Origin of the sequence: Frigoribacterium sp. Leaf164 (assembly GCF_001423665.1) — a bacterium.
GTDB classification, from domain to species: domain Bacteria; phylum Actinomycetota; class Actinomycetes; order Actinomycetales; family Microbacteriaceae; genus Frigoribacterium; species Frigoribacterium endophyticum.
In genome coordinates, this window is sequence record NZ_LMOX01000001.1 from 167849 (window position 1) to 189050 (window position 21202).

Annotated in this window: 19 protein-coding genes and 1 tRNA gene; 8 read left to right on the top strand and 12 right to left on the bottom strand. The window is 75.0% G+C overall.

The window, feature by feature from the left end; all coding sequences use genetic code 11:
* Positions 1-184: 184 nt before the first annotated feature.
* From ASF82_RS00740 to ASF82_RS00755, 4 genes are all read right to left on the bottom strand, one after another.
* The gene (locus ASF82_RS00740) at positions 185-460 is read right to left on the bottom strand and encodes a hypothetical protein (protein WP_056052112.1); all 276 of its coding nucleotides are present in this window, start codon (positions 458-460) and stop codon (positions 185-187) included.
* A 94-nt stretch (positions 461-554) separates the two neighbouring features.
* Entirely contained in the window at positions 555-1571 is a 1017-nt protein-coding gene (locus ASF82_RS00745) for an NAD-dependent epimerase/dehydratase family protein (RefSeq protein ID WP_056052115.1), read from the bottom strand.
* Between the two features lie 115 nt (positions 1572-1686).
* Positions 1687-2580 carry a metallophosphoesterase gene (locus ASF82_RS00750; RefSeq protein ID WP_056052118.1) on the bottom strand — a complete coding sequence of 298 codons (894 nt, stop codon included), beginning with the start codon at positions 2578-2580 and terminating at the stop codon, positions 1687-1689.
* Between the two features lie 68 nt (positions 2581-2648).
* Positions 2649-3080 carry a hypothetical protein gene (locus ASF82_RS00755; protein ID WP_056052120.1) on the bottom strand — a complete coding sequence of 144 codons (432 nt, stop codon included), beginning with the start codon at positions 3078-3080 and terminating at the stop codon, positions 2649-2651.
* 119 nt (positions 3081-3199) lie between these two features.
* Here ASF82_RS00755 and ASF82_RS00760 point away from each other — a divergent pair, with 119 nt between their 5' ends.
* The gene (locus ASF82_RS00760) at positions 3200-3616 is read left to right on the top strand and encodes a YchJ family protein (protein WP_056052123.1); all 417 of its coding nucleotides are present in this window, start codon (positions 3200-3202) and stop codon (positions 3614-3616) included.
* A gap of 84 nt (positions 3617-3700) precedes the next feature.
* On the opposite strand, the gene ASF82_RS00765 is transcribed toward ASF82_RS00760, so the two are convergent.
* Both ASF82_RS00765 and ASF82_RS15395 read right to left on the bottom strand, forming a co-directional pair.
* On the bottom strand, positions 3701-4090 hold the full coding sequence (locus tag ASF82_RS00765; RefSeq protein ID WP_056052126.1) for a hypothetical protein: 390 nt from the start codon (positions 4088-4090) through the stop codon (positions 3701-3703).
* Positions 4091-4142: 52 nt separating this feature from the next.
* On the bottom strand, positions 4143-5594 hold the full coding sequence (locus ASF82_RS15395; RefSeq protein ID WP_162240242.1) for a GNAT family N-acetyltransferase: 1452 nt from the start codon (positions 5592-5594) through the stop codon (positions 4143-4145).
* A gap of 166 nt (positions 5595-5760) precedes the next feature.
* Between ASF82_RS15395 and ASF82_RS00780 the strand changes: the two genes are divergently transcribed.
* The 3 genes from ASF82_RS00780 to ASF82_RS15050 all read left to right on the top strand — a co-directional run bounded on the left by ASF82_RS00780 (position 5761) and on the right by ASF82_RS15050 (position 12819).
* Positions 5761-6969 (top strand): VIT1/CCC1 family protein, encoded by a 1209-nt coding sequence (locus ASF82_RS00780; protein ID WP_056052129.1) that lies wholly within the window; start codon positions 5761-5763, stop codon positions 6967-6969.
* A gap of 195 nt (positions 6970-7164) precedes the next feature.
* Entirely contained in the window at positions 7165-8655 is a 1491-nt protein-coding gene (locus ASF82_RS00785; RefSeq protein WP_056052132.1) for an LCP family protein, read from the top strand.
* Positions 8656-8838: 183 nt separating this feature from the next.
* Positions 8839-12819, top strand: a complete 3981-nt coding sequence (locus tag ASF82_RS15050; protein WP_082514147.1) for an Ig-like domain-containing protein — start codon at positions 8839-8841, stop codon at positions 12817-12819.
* Positions 12820-12936: 117 nt separating this feature from the next.
* On the opposite strand, the gene ASF82_RS00795 is transcribed toward ASF82_RS15050, so the two are convergent.
* Entirely contained in the window at positions 12937-13617 is a 681-nt protein-coding gene (locus ASF82_RS00795) for a response regulator transcription factor (RefSeq protein ID WP_200931956.1), read from the bottom strand.
* A gap of 118 nt (positions 13618-13735) precedes the next feature.
* On the opposite strand from ASF82_RS00795, the gene ASF82_RS00800 reads away from it, so the two are divergent.
* On the top strand, positions 13736-14014 hold the full coding sequence (locus ASF82_RS00800; RefSeq protein ID WP_056052134.1) for a GlsB/YeaQ/YmgE family stress response membrane protein: 279 nt from the start codon (positions 13736-13738) through the stop codon (positions 14012-14014).
* Positions 14015-14089: 75 nt separating this feature from the next.
* On the opposite strand, the gene ASF82_RS00805 is transcribed toward ASF82_RS00800, so the two are convergent.
* The 3 genes from ASF82_RS00805 to ASF82_RS00815 are packed head-to-tail and all read right to left on the bottom strand — an operon-like array spanning position 14090 to position 16961.
* Positions 14090-14953 carry a phosphatase PAP2 family protein gene (locus ASF82_RS00805; protein WP_056052137.1) on the bottom strand — a complete coding sequence of 288 codons (864 nt, stop codon included), beginning with the start codon at positions 14951-14953 and terminating at the stop codon, positions 14090-14092.
* Positions 14954-14988: 35 nt separating this feature from the next.
* A complete protein-coding gene (locus tag ASF82_RS00810; protein WP_082514150.1) occupies positions 14989-16368 on the bottom strand; it encodes an MFS transporter in 1380 nt (459 codons plus the stop codon).
* Complete coding sequence (locus ASF82_RS00815) at positions 16365-16961, bottom strand: helix-turn-helix domain-containing protein (protein ID WP_056052140.1); 597 nt, start codon at positions 16959-16961, stop codon at positions 16365-16367. The genes ASF82_RS00810 and ASF82_RS00815 overlap by 4 nt, the downstream gene beginning before the upstream one ends.
* Positions 16962-17090: 129 nt before the next feature.
* Between ASF82_RS00815 and ASF82_RS00820 the strand changes: the two genes are divergently transcribed.
* Both ASF82_RS00820 and ASF82_RS00825 read left to right on the top strand, forming a co-directional pair.
* Positions 17091-17363 carry a hypothetical protein gene (locus ASF82_RS00820; protein WP_056052142.1) on the top strand — a complete coding sequence of 91 codons (273 nt, stop codon included), beginning with the start codon at positions 17091-17093 and terminating at the stop codon, positions 17361-17363.
* 87 nt (positions 17364-17450) lie between these two features.
* Positions 17451-17523: transfer RNA gene (locus tag ASF82_RS00825), tRNA-Arg, on the top strand.
* A 272-nt stretch (positions 17524-17795) separates the two neighbouring features.
* Here ASF82_RS00825 and ASF82_RS00830 read toward each other — a convergent pair.
* Both ASF82_RS00830 and ASF82_RS00835 read right to left on the bottom strand, forming a co-directional pair.
* Positions 17796-19025: an acyl-CoA dehydrogenase family protein gene (locus ASF82_RS00830; protein WP_056052145.1), complete on the bottom strand. Its 1230-nt coding sequence runs from the start codon at positions 19023-19025 to the stop codon at positions 17796-17798.
* A gap of 24 nt (positions 19026-19049) precedes the next feature.
* Positions 19050-19676, bottom strand: coding sequence for an AmiS/UreI family transporter (locus ASF82_RS00835; protein WP_056052148.1), 627 nt, complete (start codon positions 19674-19676; stop codon positions 19050-19052).
* 321 nt (positions 19677-19997) lie between these two features.
* Between ASF82_RS00835 and ASF82_RS00840 the strand changes: the two genes are divergently transcribed.
* Complete coding sequence (locus tag ASF82_RS00840) at positions 19998-20975, top strand: LacI family DNA-binding transcriptional regulator (RefSeq protein ID WP_307803420.1); 978 nt, start codon at positions 19998-20000, stop codon at positions 20973-20975.
* The last annotated feature ends 227 nt before the right edge of the window (positions 20976-21202 follow it).

Sequence of the window (21202 nt, forward strand, 5' to 3'; positions counted from 1 at the left end):
CCCTGGTGGCTCCCAGTTCGACGCCGTACCGTGGGCTGTGCCCGCCTAGGCCGGCTCGTGGTTCCCCACAGGGTGCGGAGCTTCACACGCAGGGGCGTCTCCTGTGGGGGACCACCACGAGCCGGGGCCAGGCGGCGATGCAGCGGCCAGCGCGACCACCAGGCCACGCCGGCCTGGCAGCGGCCTACTCGGGCTTCGGGTGCCCCGGGATCGAGTCCCCCGACAGGTTGAGCTCGGAGGGATCGACCTCGATCTCGCCCACGTCGTCCGGTCCGCCGGTGCCCGGCAGGGTCTTCACGGCGTCGGAGTCGATCTCGTCGTCGTCCATGGCCGGCGAGTCGCCCGGCTCGGTCGACTGCATCTCGCGGATCGTGCCGTCGCTGCGCGGGCTGTCGAACGTCGGGTCGTCGGTGGTCTCGGTCGCCTCGTCGAGGCCCTCGGAGTGATCGTCGTTGGTCATGCCGTGACGCTACGCCGCGGTCGCCCGTGGGCGTCCGGGTGGTGCCCAGCCAGCCGCCGCGGCCACCAGCAGCCGCCAGCCGCTGTCGACGCCGTCAGCCGCTGAGCGGGTGCGAGCCGTCGTGCGATTCGCGGAAGGCGACCGCGCGGGCGAACTCGCGGAGCGTCGCGTCGGAGCTGTGCCGCGGCGCCCAGCCGAGCACGCGGCGCGCACGGTCGGTCGACATGACCGGGATCTTCGCCGCGATGTCGAGCCAGCCCGGCTCCGTCGGCTGCAGGCGCAGCAGCCAGGTGACCGAGACCAGGGCGCGCATCGCGCGGTACGGCACGGGCAGCAGGCGCGTGCCGAAGGCCTCGGCGACGTGCTCCGGGGTGACCACCGGCTCCGCGGCCAGGTTGAACGCGCCTCCGGCCTGTCGGTCGACGGCACGCCAGAACGCGTCGGCGACGTCGTCGGCGTGGACGACCTGCGAGACGAAGCGCGGGGCGAGCGGGAGGAAGGGGAGGCGGTGGCGCTGCATCCAGCGCGTGGGCACCCAGCGGCCGAGGAAGAGGCCGACGATCTCGCTCGCGGCGGCCGGCTGGAAGACCAGGCCGGGGCGCATGCGGGTGAGGGTCACCTCCGGGTGCTCGCGCTCGAAGTCGTCGAACGCGCGCTCGTTGGCGGCCTTCTGCCGGGAGTAGCTCGAGCGGCGCACGCCCTTCGTCCGGTGGGTCTCGTCGACGCGGCGTCGCTTGGGGCCGCGGCTGTAGGCACCGACCGACGAGGCCGCGAGCACGTGCGGCACGCCGGCGCGCACCGCCGCGGCGAGGACGTGGGAGGTGCCGGTCACGTTGGTGCGCCACATGCCGTCACGGTCGTGGCTGGGCTGCAGGGCCCAGCCCAGGTGGACGACGGCGTCGGCGCCCTCGAAGGCGTGCGCGAGCTGCGCCACCGCGACGTCGTCGCCGACGTCGATCGAGAACCAGGCGACGCCCCCGTAGGGCGGCGAGGCGGTGCGGGGCGCCCGGCGGGCGACGCCCGCGAGCTCGGTCACCTCGGGCTCGGCCTGGAGCCGGGTCAGCAGGGCGGTGCCCAGGTTGCCCGTGGCTCCGATGACGACCACGCGCATGCGGGCTCTCTTCCTGTCCGGGGCGGGGGCGACGACGGCCCCCGGGTGCTGCGTCGAGCGTACGCCGGGGCGCCTGGGCGCGGCGCGGGCCGGAGCACGGCCTGCGCGCGGGTGCTCAGCGCGGCGGAGCGGCCGGGCCGGCCTCCGCGGCGATGCGGCGCACCGCCTCCTCGTCGAGCACGAAGACCTCCTCGCCGTCGCCGCGGGCGTGCGCCCGCACCACGGTCGAGCGCACCGGGCCCTCGGCCAGCACGTCGACGACGAGGAAGGCCGAGCCCCGCACCGCCCGCTCGGTGCCGTGGGGCGCCGCGACGTCGGTCTCGTTCGTCACGCCCGGCGCCACGAGCACGGGCACCCCGGCCAGCGAGCCGACGATGTGGTGGTGGTAGTGCCCGGCCAGGACGACGCGGACGTCCGTTCCCTCGACCACCGCGCCCAGCGCCTCCGGGGCCTGCAGTGCCAGCGACTCGTGCAGCGTCGTCGGTGCCGGCACGGGCGGGTGGTGCAGCACGAGCACGGTGCCGCGCTCGGCCGGCGTCGCCAGCAGCTCGCCGAGCCAGGCGAGCTGCGCGGGGCGGAGCGAGCCCCAGCCCGCGCGCGGCACCGAGGTGTCGAGCGTCACCACGCGCCACCCGTCGAGGTCGGTCACCCCGTCGATCGGCACCTCGACGGAGTCGGGCGCCGACCCGCCGTGCCCGTCGCCGAGCACGGCGCCGAAGCCCTCGCGCACGTCGTGGTTGCCCGGGGCCAGCACGACCGCGGCGTCACGACGGCCCGCCCACGTCTCGAGGCGCCCGCGCAGCAGGGCGTAGGAGTCGCGGGTGCCGTCGTCCGACAGGTCGCCCGAGCCCACGAGCAGCCGCACCCCCTCGACCCGGTCGGCCTCGGCGAGGACGCGGTCGAGCGCCGCGGTCGTGTCGACGACCCCCTGGTGCAGGCTGCCGTCGCCGGAGAGGTGGGTGTCGCTGAGGTGGACGAGGCGGAGCGCTCCCGCGGGCAGGGCGTACATGGGGGGAGCGTACTGCCGGGGGCGTGCTGCGGGCGGGGCGTGCGTGCTGCGCGCGCTGCGGGGCGTGGCTAGGAGCTGAGCTCGTCGACAGGGCAGAGCCGCGCGTCGAGCAGGCGGCCGAGGCGGTCGAACATGCCGGTGACGCTCGCCCACTGGTCGGGGGTCGGCGCGGTCGGCTCGACCCAGAGGCCGTAGAAGCGGCGGCCGAGCGAGAGGGACTCGAGCAGGATCGTGCCGGTGAAGTCGGTCAGCACGGTGCCGTCGCGCTTGAGGTCGGCGGCGAGCACGAGGTCGCCGGCGTCGGTGCGGAAGCCGTTCGCGGCCAGGGTGCGGGCCGTCCTCGCCGCGGAGAGCCGGGGCAGGTGCGCGCGACGGGCGAGCGCCCCCGCCCGGGTGCGGTCGCCGTCGAGGGCCGCGGCGCCGTCGAGCCGGGCGCGCACGTGCGCGAACACGAGCGCGGGCTCGTGCACGGGGCGGGCGGCACGGTCGTCGGGGAACATGCGCCCAGCGTGGCAGCACAGCGGGCTCCCGGGCGACGCCCAGTTCGGGGAGCCCCGGGACGGGGGAGGCGCGGGTCGGGCCGCGGTCGGGTGGCCGCCGACGCGGCAGGATGGTCGCCATGGACGACGCCACCCGCTGCCCCTGCCTGAGCGGCGAGACCTTCGGGGCCTGCTGCGGGCCACTGCTCCGCGGCGAGCGGCCCGCCCCGACCGCCGAGCGCCTCATGCGCAGCCGCTTCACCGCGTTCGCCCTGCACGACGAGGCGTGGCTGCTCGCGACCTGGCACCCCTCGACCCGGCCGGGCGACCTCGAGCTCGACCCCGGCACCCGGTGGTACCGGCTCGACGTGCTCGGCACCCGCGCCGGGGGCCCGTTCGACGACGACGGCGTGGTCGAGTTCGCGGCGCACCACCGCTCGGCCGACGGCGCCGGGGTGCTGCACGAGGTCAGCCGGTTCGTCCGTGAGCAGGTGCCGGGCGACGTGGGCGGCCCGGACGGCCGCCGCTGGCTGTACGTCGACGGCGACGTCGGGTGACGCTGGCCCCGCGCTGAGGTCGGGTCGTCAGGCCCGGTGCGGTGTCGCGTCCGGCCCGGCGCGGGGCCGACGACGCGCCGTCCGTCAGCGCTGCGGCGTGCCGCCCTCGACGTGGCCGGCGCTCGCCGCGGCGGCGTGGCCGAGCGCGGTGGCGACGTCGACGAAGGCCGAGTGCGCCTTGGAGGCGCCGATCGCGCCGCCCTTGACGGCGGCCGTCCCGAGGTCGCGCGAGATGCGGGCGACGAGCCGGCCCTGGTCGTCGACGAAGTAGGCGAGCCAGAGCGTGACGTGGAACCCCTTGCCGGCCAGCCCGCCGAACAGCAGCGTCGTGGCGAGGTTGCCGCGGACGGCCTTGGTCGTGCCGTTCGGCGTCGCCTCGAGGGCGAAGCCCTGGGCCTGGACCGTCGAGTCGATCAGGTGCCGCGCCGCGTCGTGCGGCCCGCTGAAGAAGTAGTCGTAGCTGCTCTCGGCCATCGTGGCCCCCCCGGTCCGGCTGACGCGACGCCCCCGCCGGGCGTCGTCGGGCTCACTGTAGCGGCAGGCGCAGCTCCCGCTCGAGGGCGGTCGGGTCGAGGGGGTAGGGCGAGGTCGCGCCGGTCGGGGCGAAGCCGCGGCGACGGTAGAACGCGATCGCCCGGTCGTTGGCCTCGTGCACCTGGAGGAACAGCGCGTCGCCGTGCCCCCTCGCCCACTCGACGACGCCGTCGAGCAGCGCGTCGGCCACCCCGGCGGCGGCGCCCCGCGACGTCGGCGTGACGTAGACGCCGACGAGCACGGGGTGCCCGGGCTCGGGCAGGTACCCGCCCATGGTGCCGAGCCAGCGGCCGTCGGCCTCGTCGACCGCGGCCAGGAAGACCCCGGTCGCCGAGGTGCCCCGTGCCGCCCGCAGCCGCCAGGCCTGCTCGTCGAGGGGCTGTGCGGCGGCCAGCGTCTCGCCGAACGCCCGCGGGGTGTCGGCGAGCATCTCGAGCCGGAGGTCGCGCACCTCCCGCCAGTCGTCCGCGACCGTGGGCCGCACGGTGACGCCGCCCCGCGGCCCGGACGGGGTGCCCGGCGCGCCCGCCGCGGCGACCGGGTGCCCCCGCAGCGGCTGCGGCGCCGGCTGCCGACGTTGCTCGTCGCGGCACGGCGTGAGGATCGTGGCGCGACGCCCCCGCGCATCCGGCTCGGTCGCGTGCCCCAGCACCTGCAGCCGACCCGGGGCCTGCGCCCGCAGCGACGCCGTCCACGCGCAGAGCAGGGCGTCGAGCAGGTCCTCGCGGTGCTTGTAGGCCCGGTCGACGAGCGGCGACGGCTCGTCGAGCAGGAGGCGCGACACCGGGTGCGAGCGCAGCTCCAGCGCCGGGGAGGCGGCCGAGAGCGTGCCCAGCCGGCGCAGCAGGTCGTCGCAGACCGCTGCTCGGGCCTCGCGCCGCGCCTCCGGCGGGAGCGTCGTGTCGGGCCGCTTGTAGCGCGGCCGCCGCTCGTCGTAGCCGAGCTCGGCCGCCCCCACGAGCGTCGTGTACGGGTAGCACTCGAAGTAGCTGGTGCGGCCCTCGGGCACGGGCTGCACGCCGTCGTCGAGCACGAGGCCGGCGCGCTCGAGGCGCTCGCCGAGGTCGCGACCGCCGAGCCAGGGCAGGGAGGCGCTGCTCGCGTTCGCCGCCACGTGCCACCGGCCGTACGACCGCGAGACCTCGCGCTCGCTCGCGCGCATGCCGGTCGCGTTCGGCACGAGGACCGGCGCGTCGATGGCGACCACCGAGCCGGGGGTCGCCCAGCGCAGCACCCACTCCTCGACGGCGTCGACGCCGCGCGCCCAGCCCGCGTCGAGCACGGTGCCGTCGGCCGCGACGACGGCGAGGCCGGTCTCGTTCGCGGGCCGCCCCGGCGTCGAGTCGCGCCAGGCGAGGTCGACCCCGAGGTAGCGCGGGGCGGCCGCGGCGGGCCCGGCGGGGGAGTCGGGCCCGGCGGGGGAGTCGACGGAGGCACGGGTCACCCCGGTCACGCTAGTCGCGTCGTCGGCCGGTCACCCCCGGCGCTCGGGCCTGCCTCCCGGCCCCGCGGCCGGTCCGGAGGTTGTGGGGCGCGCCTCCCGCTGGTCCGAGCAGCGCTCCGTGACGGGTCGGCACGCGCGGGCGGGCTGGAGGAGGCACGATGAGGCCATGACCGACACGAGCGACCTCCGCCGCTGGCGCCGCTACCTCGCCGACGAGCGCGCCGAGGAGGCCACCTACCGCGACCTCGCCCGTCGCCGCACCGGCGAGGAGCGCGCCATCCTGGTCGCCCTCGCCGACGCCGAGGCGCGGCACGCGCAGCACTGGCTCGACCTGCTCGGCGACGACGTCGGGCGGCCGGTGCGCACCGACCTCCGCACCCGCGTGCTCGGCCTGCTGGCCCGCCGCTTCGGCTCGATCTTCGTGCTGGCCCTCGTGCAGAGCGCCGAGGCACGGTCGCCGTACGCGACCGACGCCGACGCGACCGACGCGATGGCGGCCGACGAGCGCATCCACGGCGAGGTCGTGCGGGGGCTCGCGGAGCGCGGGCGCAACCGCCTCTCGGGGTCGTTCCGGGCCGCGGTCTTCGGGGCGAACGACGGGCTCGTGAGCAACCTCGCGCTCGTGCTCGGCATCAGCGCCTCGGGGGTGCCGAACCGGGTCGTGCTCGCCACCGGCCTCGCGGGCCTGCTCGCCGGGGCCCTGTCGATGGGGGCCGGCGAGTACGTCTCGGTGCGGTCGCAGCGCGAGCTGCTCGACGCCTCGACCCCCGACGCGGCGGCGCGGAGCGTGCTGCCCGACCTCGACGTCGACGCGAACGAGCTCGCGCTGGTCTACCGGGCGCGGGGCATGTCGCCGGCCGACGCGGAGGAGCGGGCGCGCGACGTGCTGCGCGCCGTCACGCCCGTGACGTCGCCGTTCCGGCTGCCGGGCGAGGCCGTCGCGACGACCCGCGGGGCCCCGCCGACGGGCGACGGGGCCGACACAGCCGACGCCCTGCCCGGCGACGCTGTCGAGGCGGGCGGTGCCGGGGGCGCAGGAGGCGCCTCCCGCGCCCCCGAGGCAGCCGCAGCCCCGGCCCCGGTCGAGCACGAGACCCTCGGCACCGCCCTCGGCGCGGCCGGCTCGAGCTTCTGCTTCTTCGCGTCGGGGGCGGTGATCGCCGTGCTGCCGTACCTGTTCGGGCTGCAGGGGCTGGTCGCCGTCGTCGTCGCCGCCGTGCTCGTCGGGCTCGCGCTGCTCGGCACGGGCGCCGTGGTGGGGCTGCTCTCCGGGGCGAGCCCGCTCCGGCGCGCGCTGCGCCAGCTCGCGATCGGCTACGGGGCGGCCGGGGCGACGTACCTCCTCGGGCTGCTGCTCGGCACCGGGGGGCTCTGAGCGGCGCCGCGCCGCGCCGTCTCCGTCGGAGCCGGGCCCGGGAGGCACCCCGTCCTCGCTCGCGAACCCTGCCGCGGCGGGGTTCGCCAGCGAGGACGGGGTGCCTGTCGCTCGGCCGGCGCCGAGACCGCCCTCGGCGGCCGCGCCGGCGGCCCGGCTATGCTCGCCCGACCACGAGCCGGCGCGGGGGAGCACATGGCAGGGACCGACCACGACGAGCACGTCGAGCACGACGACCCCGTCGACCCCGTCGACACCCACCACGCCGTCGAGCACGACGACCCCGACCACGCCGTCGAGCACGATGACCCCGTCGAGCACGACGACCCCGTCGACCCGGTCGACCCCGACGGCGACGACCGCGACCCGGCCGCGAGTGGTGCCGCTCGCGGCCGCGGCGTCGCCCGGCACGGACGGCTGCGCCGTCGCGGCCCGTGGCGCGGGCTCGCCGCGGGCGTGGGCCTGGTCGCGGCGGTCGCCGTGGTGGGTGCGACGTCCCTCGCGGCCGTCGCCACCTGGCAGGTGCTCGACGGGGCGCCTCCGCCCGTCAGCCTCGCCGCTCCCGGAGCGACCTCGTCGCCGCCGCCCGCCCTCACCGCGCAGTCGGGCGAGGTGACGCTGCTGCTCGTCGGGTCGGACACCCGTGAGGGGCAGGGGGTCGCCTACGAGGACGCCGCGAACCAGGCGGCGAGCGTGGGCGTGGGCAAGAACGACTCGACCGTGCTCGTGCGCATCAACGCCGACCACACGGCGATGGCCGTCGTCAGCTTCCCGCGCGACCTGCTGCTGCCGATCCCGGCCTGCACGAACGACGAGGGCGGCGTCACCCCGGCGAGCTCGCGGGCGATGCTCAACACGGCGCTCGAGCGCGGCGGACGCGAGCACGGCCTCGCCTGCGTGGCCGCCACCATCGGGCAGCTGACCGGGCTGCAGGTCGACTACGCCGGCTCGGTCGAGTTCGACGGCGTCGTCGCCATGGCCGACGCCGTCGGCGGGGTCGAGGTGTGCCTGGCGACCCCGCTGCGCGACGACGACGTCGACCCGGCGCTCGACCTCCCGGCCGGCACGCGGGTGCTGACGGGCAGCGAGGCGGGCTCCTTCCTGCGCTCGCGACACGGCGTCGGCGACGAGAGCGACCTCGCCCGCGTCAGCAACCAGCAGACCTTCCTCTCGGCGCTCGCCCGGCAGACGGTGTCGGCGGGCACGCTGACCGACCCCGCCGCGGTGCTCCGCCTCGCGACCGTCGCGTTCGACTCGATGACCCTCAGCGACACCCTCGCCGACCCCGCCACCCTGGCGCGGATGGCCCTGGCGATCGACACCGTCGGCCTCGACCAGATGGTCTTCGTCACCTACCCGGTCGTCGACGACCCCAGCGACCCGAACCGGGTCGTCGAGGCCGCCGAGCCCGCGGCGGTGCTCAAGGCCGCCCTCCAGGCAGGCCAGCCGATCGAGCTCGCGGAGGACAGCCTCGGGCGGTCGGCCGTGCTCGACCCCGCGGCGCCCGCGGTGCCCGCACCGCCCGCCGCGGAGCAGCCGGGCGCCCCCGTCGGGTCGACCGACCCGGCCGACCCCACGGCCACGGCCCCGGCCACGGCGGCGCCCGCGCCGCTGCCGGCCGCCGAGCTGCCGTCCTCCGTCTCGGGCCAGAGCGCCGACCAGGTCACCTGCGCCGCGAAGGGCTGACCGGAGCGGCTCATCGGCGCGTCGCCGGGCCCGGGTCTGGCCGATCGGCGGTGCAGCCTGCGCAGATCGGACGCCGCCCCTTCCGATGTTTGCGCAAACACCGTACGCTCCCGTTCGGGGGTCGACGACGACCGCCCGGTCGCCGTCAGGGGCGACCGTCAGCACGACAGAGGGGCTGCATCGATGACGATGCGACGATCACGATCTGTAGTACGACGAGCACTCGCGGGGGCGAGCGTCACGGCGCTCGCGGCCGTGGGGCTGGTCACCGGGCTCCCGCCCGCCGACACCGCAGCGGCCGCGGCGACCGCCGAGGCGGTGACCATCACGCCGAACCCCTGGTACGCGGGCGACCCGTTCCAGGGCTGGGGCACCAGCCTCGTCTGGTTCGCCAACGCCACGGGCGGCTACCCGGAGGAGCTCCGCGAGGACCTCTACCAGGCCGTCTTCGGCGAGGAGGGGCTCGACCTCAACATCGCCCGGTACAACATCGGCGGCGGCAACGCGACCGACGTCGTCGACTACCTCCGCGCGGGCGGAGCGGTCGACGGCTGGTGGGCGCCCGACGCCGACGGCAGCGAGGGCACCTACGGGGGCGCCTCCACCGCGTACGCGGACCGCGAGGCCGTGCGCCAGGCCTTCGACCCCGACGACCTGTCGCAGTACGACCTCGACGCCGACGCCACGCAGCGCTGGTGGGTGGACCGCCTCGCGGCCGACGACCAGATCACGCACTGGGAGACGTTCGCGAACTCCGCGCCGTACTTCATGACCGAGAGCGGCTACGTGTCGGGCGGGTTCAACTCCACGGCGCAGCAGCTGAAGACGGCCTCCGAGGCCGACTTCATCACGTACCTCACGCGGGTCACCGAGCAGCTCGAGCAGACCTCGGGCATCGAGGTCGAGTCGATCGACCCGTTCAACGAGCCGAACACGAACTACTGGGGCACGACGATCCGGAACGGCCAGCCGACCGGGCGCCAGGAGGGCATGCACGTCTCGCCCGACCAGCAGGTGCGCATGATCGCCGACCTGCAGGCCGAGCTCGCCGAGCCCGGCACGACCACCGACGCGATGATCGCGGCGATGGACGAGACCAACCCCGGCATCTTCGCGACCAACTGGGCGGCCTACCCCCAGGAGGCGCGGGACGCGGTCGGGCGCATGAACGTCCACACCTACGGCACCAGCGGCCGCCTCACCGTCCGCGACCTCGCGAAGCAGGCGGACTCGCCGCTCTGGATGAGCGAGATCGAGGGAAGCTGGGTCAACGGCTGGGATCCGTCGAACATCGAGAACGGCCTCGGCATGGCCGGCCGCGTGGCGGACGACCTCCGCGAGCTCGAGCCCGACGCCTGGGTGCTCTGGCAGCCCGTCGAGGACCTCTACAACATGGAGCCGCAGGGCGAGGACCTCAACTGGGGCTCGATGTTCATCGACCTCGACTGCGTGCCCGTCACCGAGGGCGGCGTCGAGGTCTGGAAGAGCGAGCGCCGCGTCGCCGACGCGGGGGGCGACTCCACCGCCGTCGAGCCCTGCTCGGTGAAGGTGAACTCCAAGTTCTCCGCGCTCCGCAACTTCACGAAGTTCATCCAGGAGGGCGACCGCCTGGTCGCCGTCGACGACGTCGACACCACCGCGGCCGTGCGCCCCGACGGTGACGGCGCCACGCTCGTGCACCGCAACACGACCGACGCCCCCCGCACCGTCACGCTCGACCTGTCGCGCTTCGGCGCGATCGCCGACGGCGCGGCCGTCACGCCCTACACGACCACCGAGGCTCCCGAGGGCGCCGAGGTCACGTCGACCGGCGTCGTCCCCGGCGCCCCGGTGGCCGTCGACGTCGCCCGCGGCACCGCGACCCTGACGGTGCCCGCGAAGTCGGTCACCACCTTCGAGGTCGCCGGCGTCTCCGGCGTCGCAGCCGACGCCCCCGCGGTGCTCGACGGGCACGACTACCAGTTCGTCGGCGTGCAGAGCGGCAAGGCCCTCAGCACGGGCGCCGGCACCGGTGCGGCCACGACCCTCACCTCGTCGGCGACGACGACGGAGGCGGCGGTGCGGCAGTCCTGGACGGCCCGCACCGTGCCCACCGAGTCCGGCGACGAGCGCCGGGTCACCCTCCGGGCCGCCGACGGCCGCTACCTCGCGGCGACCTCCCGCGGCACCGAGCTGAGGAGCGTCGACGAGGCCACCGCGGCCGGCGACCCCGCCTCGCGCTGGTGGGTCACCACGACCGACGGATCGACCTTCTCGCTGGTCGGCGAGGGAGTCGCGCAGTCGCTGGACGTGAACGGACAGTCGTCTGCAGAGGGCGCGGGCGTCGGCGTCTACGGCTCCAACGGCGGCGCGAACCAGCGCTGGGTCGTGCGTGACCTGGAGCCGGCCGTCGGGCAGACCGTCGCGCTCCGGACCGACGTGGGCGTGCCTCCGGCGCTCCCCGCCACGGTCGTGGCCGGCTACTCGTGGGGCTCCGGCGCCGCGGCGAGCGTCGTCTGGGGCGCGGTCGACGCCGCGGCCTGGCAGACGCCCGGCCGCGTCGAGGTCGGCGGCACCGCCACCGACGTGTTCGGCCGCGAGTTCGCGGTCACGGCGCTCGTCGACGTCGGCGGCCTGACCGTCACCGACCCCGTGTCGCTCACCGTCGCGGTGGGCAGCGCGGTCGAGGGGGTCGTCGCGGCCCTGCCCGAGACCGTGCCCGCCCGGGTCGGCGCCTCGGAGCAGACCTTCGACGTGCCCGTCACCTGGAGCTCGTCGAGCCTCACGGCCGACGACCTCGCCCGGCCCGGCGTCGTCACGCTGGCCGGCACGGCGACGGTCGACGGCGGCGAGCTGCCCGCCGAGGTCTCGCTGATCGTCACCACGGCGACCCTGCGCAACTTCGCCCCCGACCAGGGAGTCGCGGCCACGGCCTCGTCGACCGAGTCGGGCTACCCCGCCGACCGCACCCGCAACGGGGTGTCGGGCGACAAGGGCTGGTCGAACTGGGTGTCGTCCAACAAGCCCGCGCAGAGCTGGCTGCAGTACTCGTTCGACGCTCCCCGCGACGTCTCGCAGGTGACCGTGCAGTTCTACCCGGACGGCTCGGCCACCAGCTGGGCCCAGACGATCCAGCTGCAGCAGCGGGCGACGGACGGCAGCTGGCAGCCGCTGCCGGGCTACGAGACGCCGCAGCCCGTCGCGGTGCCGACCGCCGGCGCCCCCGTCGTGACGGCGGAGTTCTCGACGGTGACCACCTCGGGCGTCCGCGTCGTGATGGACGCCTACGCGAACACGCACCTCACCGTGAGCGAGGTGCAGCTCTTCGAGCCGGTCGCCTCCGACTCGTCGGTGAGCACGGCCGCGACCCTGCGCCTCGACGGCGTCGAGGTCGAGGGCTTCGACTCCGCCACGTCGGCCTACGCGGCGACGGTGCAGGGCGAGCGCTGGCCGCTCGTCTCCGCGATCGCCACCGACACGACGGCCGACGTGGTCGTCGAGCAGGCGTCGGAGGCCACCGACGGCGTCGCCACGGTGACGGTCACCTCGCCCGACGGCACGACCACGACGACCTACACGGTCGACGTGACGCGCCAGGTCGCGCTGGGCTCCGTCGTCGTCACCGGCGAGGCGCGCGTCGGGTCGGAGCTGCGCGTCGTCGCGGTCGCCGACCCGGGCGAGGCCGAGCTGACGGCCGAGTGGCTGCTCGACGGCGAGCCCGTGGCCCCGGCCGCGGCACCCGGCGACGAGCCCGCGACCCGCGCCGCCACACCGGTCGAGAGCGCGACCTTCGTCGTGCCGGCCGGGTCGGAGGGCCGTGTGCTGAGCGTGCGGGTCACCGCCCGCGCGGCCGGCTTCGCCGACTCGGAGCCGGTCACGAGCGACGGCGTCACGGTGCTCGCCGCACCGGTCGACCCGCCCGTGGGCGGCACGGACCCCGGCGCCGGGACGCCCGGCACGCCCGGCGGCACGGCCCCCGGGACCGGAGCGGGTGCCGGCACCGGAGCGGGTGCCGGGACCGGAGCCGGAGCGGGCACGACCGACACCGCCGCCCGCGCCGAGGCCCGCCGCCTCGCGATGACCGGCTCGGGCCCGGCGTTCGGCGTCGCGCTCACTGCGGCGCTCGCGCTGCTCACGCTCGGCGGGGCGCTCGTCGCCCGCCGACGGGGGCGCGCCGCCGAGTAGCGGACAGCACCACCTCAGGGAGGCTCGGGTCGGGCACCAGCCCGGCCCGCGCCTCCTGCGCTGTGCTCCGCGCTCGTGCCCTCCCGCGCCGCACCCTCGCGCGCTGCGCCGCCGGCCTCAGGGCCCGCCGAGCCAGTGGTCGATGCGGTGGTGGTCGGGCGTGAACCCGTTCTGCACGCCCCAGAGCACCGCCTGCGTGCGGCTCGTCGCGCCGATGCGGCGGTACACCGAGCGGATGTACGACTTGACCGTGTTGGGGCTGAGGTACGTGAGCGCGGCGACCTCGGCGTTGTTCTTGCCCTGGGTGATGAGGGCGAGGATCTCGCTCTCGCGGTCGGTGATGCCCTCCTTCTTGCCCGGCCAGTCGAGCCCCGGCGCGCTGGGGGCCCGGTGCCGGACGTCGCTGACGACGAGCTCCCCGCGGTGGACGGCCTCGAGCGCCTCGACGAGCTCGCGGGCCCCGAGGGTCTTCGAGAGGTAGCCGTGCACGCCCTGCGCGAGGGCCGACTCCACCAGCTCGGGGTGGAAGTTCCAGGTGTAGACGACGACGCGCCGCGCGGAGGGGTTCGCGACGAGGGCCGCGAGCTCGTGGTGGTCGGACTCGGGCTGGGCGAACGAGTCGTAGAGCACGATGTCGACGCTGTCGGAGAGCGAGGTGGTCGCGTCGATCTCGGCGACCGTCACGCGGTCGCGGTACTGGTCGAACATGTGGGCGAGGCCGGTCAGCACGACGTCGTAGTCGTCGACGAGGGCGACGGTGATGTAGCTGGTCTGGACGGGCAGCTCCGCGGTGGTCATGGGCTCACCATCCCACCCCGAGGGGTGTGCCGCCACACCTTCAGGGGTGGTCTGCTGTGACACGGCGACAGCACGGCACCGACGGTGCCGGTCGCCGCCCCCCTAGAAGGAGAACACCATGCTCGGTCTCATCGTCAGCCTGCTCGTCATCGGCCTGGTCGCCGGCTTCATCGCCCGCGCCGTCGTCCCCGGGAAGCAGAACCTCTCGATCGTCGCCACGATCGTGCTCGGCGTCGTCGGCTCGTTCGTCGGCGGGCTGCTCGGCTTCCTGCTCTTCCAGCACGACCCGACCGACGGCTTCTTCCAGCCCGCCGGCATCATCGGCTCGATCATCGGCGCCATCGTCGTGCTCGTGATCTGGGTGTCGGTCTCGGGTCGTCGCGGCGCTCGCCGCTGACCGCTGCTCGTCGCACCTCCAGGCCCCGCTCGGCACGCGCCGCAGCGGGGTCTGCGCGTCGTGCGGGGGCGCGGCTCAGAGCCGGCGGTCGAGCTTCCAGGCCAGCCAGCCCGTGACCAGCACCACCCCGGCCGCGGCGAGGCGGGCGCCCATCAGCACCCCGTCGCCGGTCGACGTGGTGACGCTCATGTCGCTGCCGATGCCGATGCCCCAGGTCGCTCCCGACGCGGCCAGGCAGACGACGAGAGCGAGGCCCAGGACGCCCGACGTGACTCCGTGCGCCTTGGTGCCGACGGACTCGTCGCGGCCCCGACGGTCGCCCGTGTAGCGGGCGGCGACCCCGCGGACCACGCCCAGCCAGAGCAGCGCCACCGCGCAGGCGCCGACCACGTCGCTGCAGCGGTGCCAGCCGTAGGCGACGGTCTGCTCGGCGACGATCGCCGCGAAGGCGGTCGCCACGACGTACACGACGGGCCGCGAGCGACGGCCGAAGGCGGTGAGCACGGCGAACATGGCGGCCACGGCGACCGTGGTGTGGCCGCTCGGGAAGCTGTTGGCGTACACGTCGCCCGTGAGCTCGGGGCGCGGCACGACGATCTTGAGCACCTGCGTGGTCACCGTGGCGCCGATGACGAGGGCGCCGGCCTGGAGCGCGGCCCCGGGGCGACGGCGCGCGAACGCGACGAGCATCGTCACGCCGACGACCAGCATCAGGGCCGAGGGCGAGATGGCGTCGAGGGCCGAGCCGGACTGCAGCAGGGTGTCGCCGTCGACCGAGCGGAGGATGCTGTCCTCCATCGCCTGGCCGGTCGGCGTCAGGACGGCCACGACGTAGACGCCGACGAGGCCGGCGGCCGAGAGTCCCGAGGTCAGCATCCACCGGTGGGCCACGCGACGGCGGACGGCCGTGCTGGCTCGGGCGGTGGTCGATGCGGTCACGGGACCATGGAACAACACCGCCCCTGGAAGCAGCCTCACACCGACCTCCCAGAGCCCGGAGTGCGGGCGGACTCACAGGCTGCCGGGGCGCGCTCCATCTCCCGCCACGCGCCTCCCGCCAGGGGAGAGAGCGTCACGACGACGTAGACGGCGGCGACGACGCCGAACGCCACGGCGAGGCCGACCGTGTCGGCGGCGACGCCCCCGAGCAGTGCCCCGATCGGCACCCCCGCCCACGCCCCGGCCGTGATCAGCCCGAAGACCCGGGCCCTCAGGTGCTCGGGCACGCGCTCCAGCTCCACCGCGCCCAGGATGGGGTTGATCGCCCCCGCCGCCAGCCCGGAGACCGCCGTGGCCGCGACGAGCCACGCCAGCGGCAGATCGAGCGCGAACGCGGCCGACGAGGGGCCGCCCGCGAGGGCGAAGCAGACCGCGAACGTGACGCGACGAGGCACGCGGTGGGCCACCAGGCCGAAGCCCACGCTGCCCACGAGGGCGCAGCCGCCCATCACCGCGACGATCAGCCCGAGCGCGGCGGCGCCGCCCAGCCGGTCGTCGGCGTAGATCGGCAGCAGCGTCGAGCTGCGGGCGGCGTCGAGCAGGTTCGTCACCAGCACCAGGGCGACCACGAGGCGCATCAGCCGGTCGCGGGCGACGAACCGGGCCCCCTCCGCCAGGTCGGTCCAGAAGGAGGCGCGGTCCGCGTCCGTCTGCCCTGCCGCACCCGCCGTCGACGAGCCGGCCCGTGACCCCGCCGTCGCTCGCGGCTCCAGCAGCAGCGTCAGCAGCGCCGAGACCGCGAACGACGCCGCGTCGACGACGAGCGTGCCGAGGGGCCCGAGCAGGGCGACGAGCAGGCCCGCGAGCGTGGCGCCGACGAGCTTCGCCAGCCGCTCCGAGCCGTCGAGGAACCCCACGCTCCGTTCGAGGCGCACCCCGGCCGCCGTCGAGAGGGACGGCAGCATGACGCGGCGAGCGGTCTGCCCCGGGGCGTCGAACAGGCCGCTGACGAAGACGAGGGCGAGCAGTGCCCAGAACGGCAGGCCGACCGTCACGGCGAGGACGGGCACCGCCAGCACCGTGACGCCGCTGACGACGTCGGCGACCACGGCGCTCCGACGGTGACCGACGCGGTCGGCGACGACGCCGCCCAGCGGCCCGCCGACGACGACGGGGAGGGTCGCGGCGAGGGCGGCCACGCCGACCTCGACCCCGCTGCCGCCGGTGCCGAGCACGTAGAAGGGGACGGCGAACGAGGTGACCACGTTGCCCGTCTGGCTGACCGCGTGGGCGGCCAGGAGGGCGGTCAGGGCCGTGCGGGGGCGGGCGTGGGGCGCGGTGTGCGCCGCCTCCCCGGTGCCTCCGTCGGCCGCTGCGGGCTCCGAGGCGCCGGCCGGGACCCTCGGCTCCCTCACGGCGCCGTGGGCCGCCGGTACGCCTGGTGGGCCCAGGTGACGTGCTCGACCGCGGGGTCGCCGGGCTCGTGGGCGGCGGAGACGTCGAGCCACCTCTCGGTGAGCCCCTCGAGCTCGTCGCGCAGGGCGGCGAGCTCGTCGACGGTGAGCCGGAGGGTGCGGTCGCCGAGCGCGGCCGCGGCGACCCACTCGCGGGGGAGGGACGGCGCCTCGTCGAGGTAGCGCCCGTACTGCGCAGCGAGCACCTGCGCGATCGAGCGCTGGAACGCGGTGGACGCGGAGGCCCGCTCGGGGTCGTCGAGCATGTCGGCCGGCTCCCACGCGGTCAGGTCGCTCGTGGCCCGCCACCAGCGTTCACGGCGGTCGGGCCCCTGGCCGTCGGCCTGCTCGATCAGGCCGACCGCGGCGAGCTTGCCGAGGTGGTAGCTGAGGGTGCCGGGGGCCTCGTCGACGACGTCGGCGAGGAGGGCGGCGGTCTGCGGGCCGCGCTCGCGGAGGAGCCCGAGGAGGCGCAGCCGAGTGGGGTGCGCCAGAGCACGCAGCGAGGCGGCGTCGGTGAGCTCGGCACGGCGGTCGGGCACGCGAGGGGTCATGGGCTCGACCTTAGATGCGCAAGAAGTGTTGCGCAATGCCTCTTGTGCATGACGAGCCCGTGTCTGAGACGGGCCGCAGTCGAGGGAGCAGACTCGACCTCACATGACCCGAGCCACAGGAGGCACGCCATGACGAGCACCAACACGAACGAGCCGCACCAGGGCGGCGTCACCGACGAGACCGCCGAGTTCGGCGACCGCACCCGCGTGCCCGTCGCGGGCAGCACCGAGAACCACGGCGACGTCGAGACCGACGAGGGCGCCGAGCGCGGCACCGCCCACCTCAACGGCCGCGACGCGACCGGCGACGTGATGGACCGCAGCGGCACCGTCGACTCCGGCGACGTCGACCGGCTGCTCGGCGAGCGCAAGGACGACGACGAAGGGCCGCGCGCTCCGTAGCCCGCCCCGAGCCGGGCCCGGTCGCCTCGATTGGCGAGCGGGCCCGAGCTCGTGTATGGTTTCCTCTGGCCGTTCGGCCGGAGAAATGCGCCTGTAGCTCAACGGATAGAGCATCTGACTACGGATCAGAAGGTTGGGGGTTCGAGTCCCTCCAGGCGCACGAGATCAAGAAAAGCCCCTGCCCCACGCGGCAGGGGCTTTTCTCGTTCTCGGTGCTCGTCTGGCCGCCTGCCGGCGGCGTGCCGGTGGCGCTTCGCGCACCGGCGAGGGGGACGGTGGCCCTTCGTGCGTCGGTGGGGGCGTCGGCGCTTCGCGCGTCGGCGGAAGGGCGGGACGGCGGTCCGGGTGTCCGTCCGGGAGGAACGTCGTGGCCTTGCTCGACGGTCGAGGGCGCCTGCCTGCGGCAGGTCGCGGGAAGGAGGCGTTGGCCGGTCAGCGGCGGGTCGCGCCGATGGCCCAGACCCGTGGCGGCTGGGCGTCGTTGACGGCGTGGTCGCCGACGATGCGTGCCTTGAACACCCACGGGTTGTGGCTGCCGGCGGTCCGGGCGTTGCGCCAGTGCCGGTCCAGGTTCTTCGTGCTGCTCACGCCGGATGCCGCCAGCGCGTCGAACAGGTGCGAGGTCGCCTGTGTCGCGAGCGACGTCAGCGCGACCTGCGCCTGCGCGGTAGCGAGCTCGGCGCGGTCGTTCCTCCGCTCGTCCTCGGTCTCGTCCAGGAAGGCTCCCTCGTAGGCGCCTTGGAGGGCCTGCGCGGCGCGGTCGACGATCGCCTGTGCGGCGAAGCCGGCGGCTGAGACCTCGCCGACGACCTGCAGGATCTGCGGGTCGGCGGCGAAGGTGTCGGCGTTGCCGTGCGAGAACACGCGGGTGCGGTTCCTGACCTCGACCGCGATCTCCCTCTCGGCAGCTACGACGGAGCCCGCGAGGACGCTCAGCAGGACGGCCTGGTAGAAGGCCGTCTGGTACTTGAAGCGCTCGTCGAACAGCACGACGTCGTCGGCGCCGACACGGGCGTCGCGGAAGGTGCTCGTGCCCGAGCCCGTCGTCCGCTGTCCGAACCCGTCCCAGTCGTCGGTGTGGGCGACGCCGTCCTGGTGGGCGTCGACGATCGCGATGACCCGGTCGCCGGTGTCGGTGCGTTCGGCGTACGTGTCGATCCAGTCGGCGAAGATGCTGCCGGTGGAGTAGTACTTCTGCCCGGTGATGCGGAATCCGCCGTCCGGGTCGGGGCTGACCTTCGTCGTGACGTCGCCGACCTGCACCGTGCCCACCTCGGTCCAGGAGTTCCCGGCGATCTCGCCGCGGCCGAACCGTTCGAGCCAGACCTCGCGCGGCCCGGACCGGGCGACGAGGCGGTCCTCGACGAGGGCGAAGTGGCCACGCAGGGCCTGGGGGATGTTGCTGTCCGCCGCCGCGAGCTCGGTGAGCAGCTGGAACAGCTGGGGGAGGGTGGCGCCGGAGCCCCCGAACTCGACGGGGACACGGAGGGCTCCGAAGCCCGCGTCGGCGAGCTCGCGGATCTCGGCCACGGGGAGGCGGTGCTCACGGTCGCGTTCCGCGGCGCCGGCAGCGATGCGGTCGAAGAGAGGGCGGAAACGCGCGGACAGCGCCTCGTCCGCGGGTACCGCGGTGGTGACGGATGCGGTGGTCGTCGTGGTCATGGGTCTCGGTTCCGTTCTGTTGGGTCAGGCAGCGGCAGGGGCGGGCGTGTGTTCCGGCTGGGGACGTGTGGCGGCTCGGCGGGTGAGCAGGGCGGCACCGCCGAAGACCCCGCCGAGCGCCAGGAGCGCAGTCGTCGTGGCGATCGAGCCCGTCGGCCAGTGCCCGGTGAGGCCGAGGAGCGCGGGGACCGTGGTGGTCACCTGGCTCGCGAGGACGAGGGCCCACCCGGTGTAGGTGCCGATCGCTGATCGGCCGAGGGCGAGCAGGACGAAGAACAGCGCCCAGAGCGCCGCCCATCCAGCCCAGAGCACGGCGAGGACAGGGTCGTCCGCGACGTGGACGACCGCGAAGGCGACGGCGAGAGCGGCGACCAGGCCGCAGAACCAGCCCAGGCCCACGGCGCCGAGGCCGAGGAGGGAGTCCACGCCGACGTAGAGGTAGGTGACGCCGAACAAGAAGGTGCCCGAGATCCCGAAGAGGGCAGGCAGGGAACCGTCGGCCGACACGGCCACGGCTACGCAGAGGACGAGCTGCAGACCGCCGATCAGGACGTTGAACACGCCACTGTCCCGGCCGGGCACGCGCCCGAGCAGAGTGAGGCCGTTGACCAAGAGAGCGGCCCCGGAGAGGACCAGACAGATGAGCGCCATGCGGCGACCTTGGCACCGTCCGCCCCGTGGCCGCTGTCGTGTGTCCGATCATGTCCGTCCGCTACGCCCTGTGACGGCGGTGCCCCTCGCGGCACGTCCGCCGATCTGCTGGCCACGGACAGCCAGCAGATCGAACTGGCGAGGCAGCGAGGCATCGAGGCACGACGTTCGGCGGAGTCAGCGAGGCCCCCAGTACACTGGGCCAGCGCCATTGAACGACGTCCACGCCGGCGCAGATGACGCCAAGCTGCGTTGCAGAGCGTGCAGGATGGAGTCTGGGTGAGCGTCAGAGGCGGCGGTGAGCGTCTCGGTCTTCGCGAGGTGGCCGAGCGTGCGGGTGTGTCGCACATGACCGTGTCCCGCGTGCTGAACGGTCACCCGCAGGTCAAGGAGTCCACGCGCCAACGCGTGCTCGAGGTCGTCGCCGAGCTCGACTTCCGGCCCAACAGCGCTGCGCGCGAGCTCGTCACGCAGCGGGCTCTCCGGATCGGCGTGCTGATCGAGAGCGCCGTCGAGTTCGGCCCCTCGAGCATCCTTCGGGCCATCGAGCGATCAGCGCGTGACAGCGGGTACTCCGTGGCCTCGTTCGCGCTCCGCGACGACTCCGCGACGCCCGAGGAGGCCGTCCGCCACCTCACGGGCCAGGGCATCGACGCGCTCTGCGTGGTCGCTCCGCGCTCGTCGTCCGTGGCCGTGCTCCGGACCATCACGACGGGGCTGCCGACCCTGGTCGTCAAGGCCGAGAAGGACCCGGCCTTCCTCACGGTCTCGGTCGACCAGGCCGCGGGCACGAAGCTGGCCGTCGATCACCTCGCGTCGCTCGGTCACCGCGACGTCCTCCACCTCTCCGGGCCCCTCGACTGGTTCGACGCGCGCGCTCGCGAGCGTGCCTTCCACACGCGGACCCGGGCCTGGGGCATGCACGAGAGACCCATCGTGATCGGCGACTGGTCGAGCGACTTCGGTTACGACTTCGCCCGCGGGCTCGCTGGTGTCCCCGAGTACACAGCGGTGTTCGTGGCGAACGACGAGATGGCGCTCGGGGTGATCCACGGCCTCCACGACCGTGGCATCCGCGTGCCGGAGGACCTCAGCGTCGTCGGCTTCGACGACCTGCCCGTCTCGCGCCACTTCCTCCCGCCGCTCACGACCGTGCGGCAGGACTTCCCGGCGCTCGGGTCGCTCGTGGTGGACGTCCTCATCGCAGCGATCGAGGGCCGCGAGATCCCGCAGAACAGCCGGATCCCTGCCGAGCTCGTCGTGCGCGACTCCAGCGCGGCTGCGCGCCAGATGGGCTGACATGGCCATCTGAGGTAATCAAGCTCGTCGCCGTTCGCCCGCGTGCATCCCGACAGCTACAGTCGTGCACGTCGGGCACCGCCCGGCACGAGGCCGTCGAGGCCTCCGACCCGAGGAGCACCACGTGCGTCACGTACGGGCATCGACGACGATGCGCCCGATCGGCCCCCAGGCCGCGGGCCCGACCTGGTCCGGTCGCGGCGAGCGGCGAGACGGACCTGCCCACC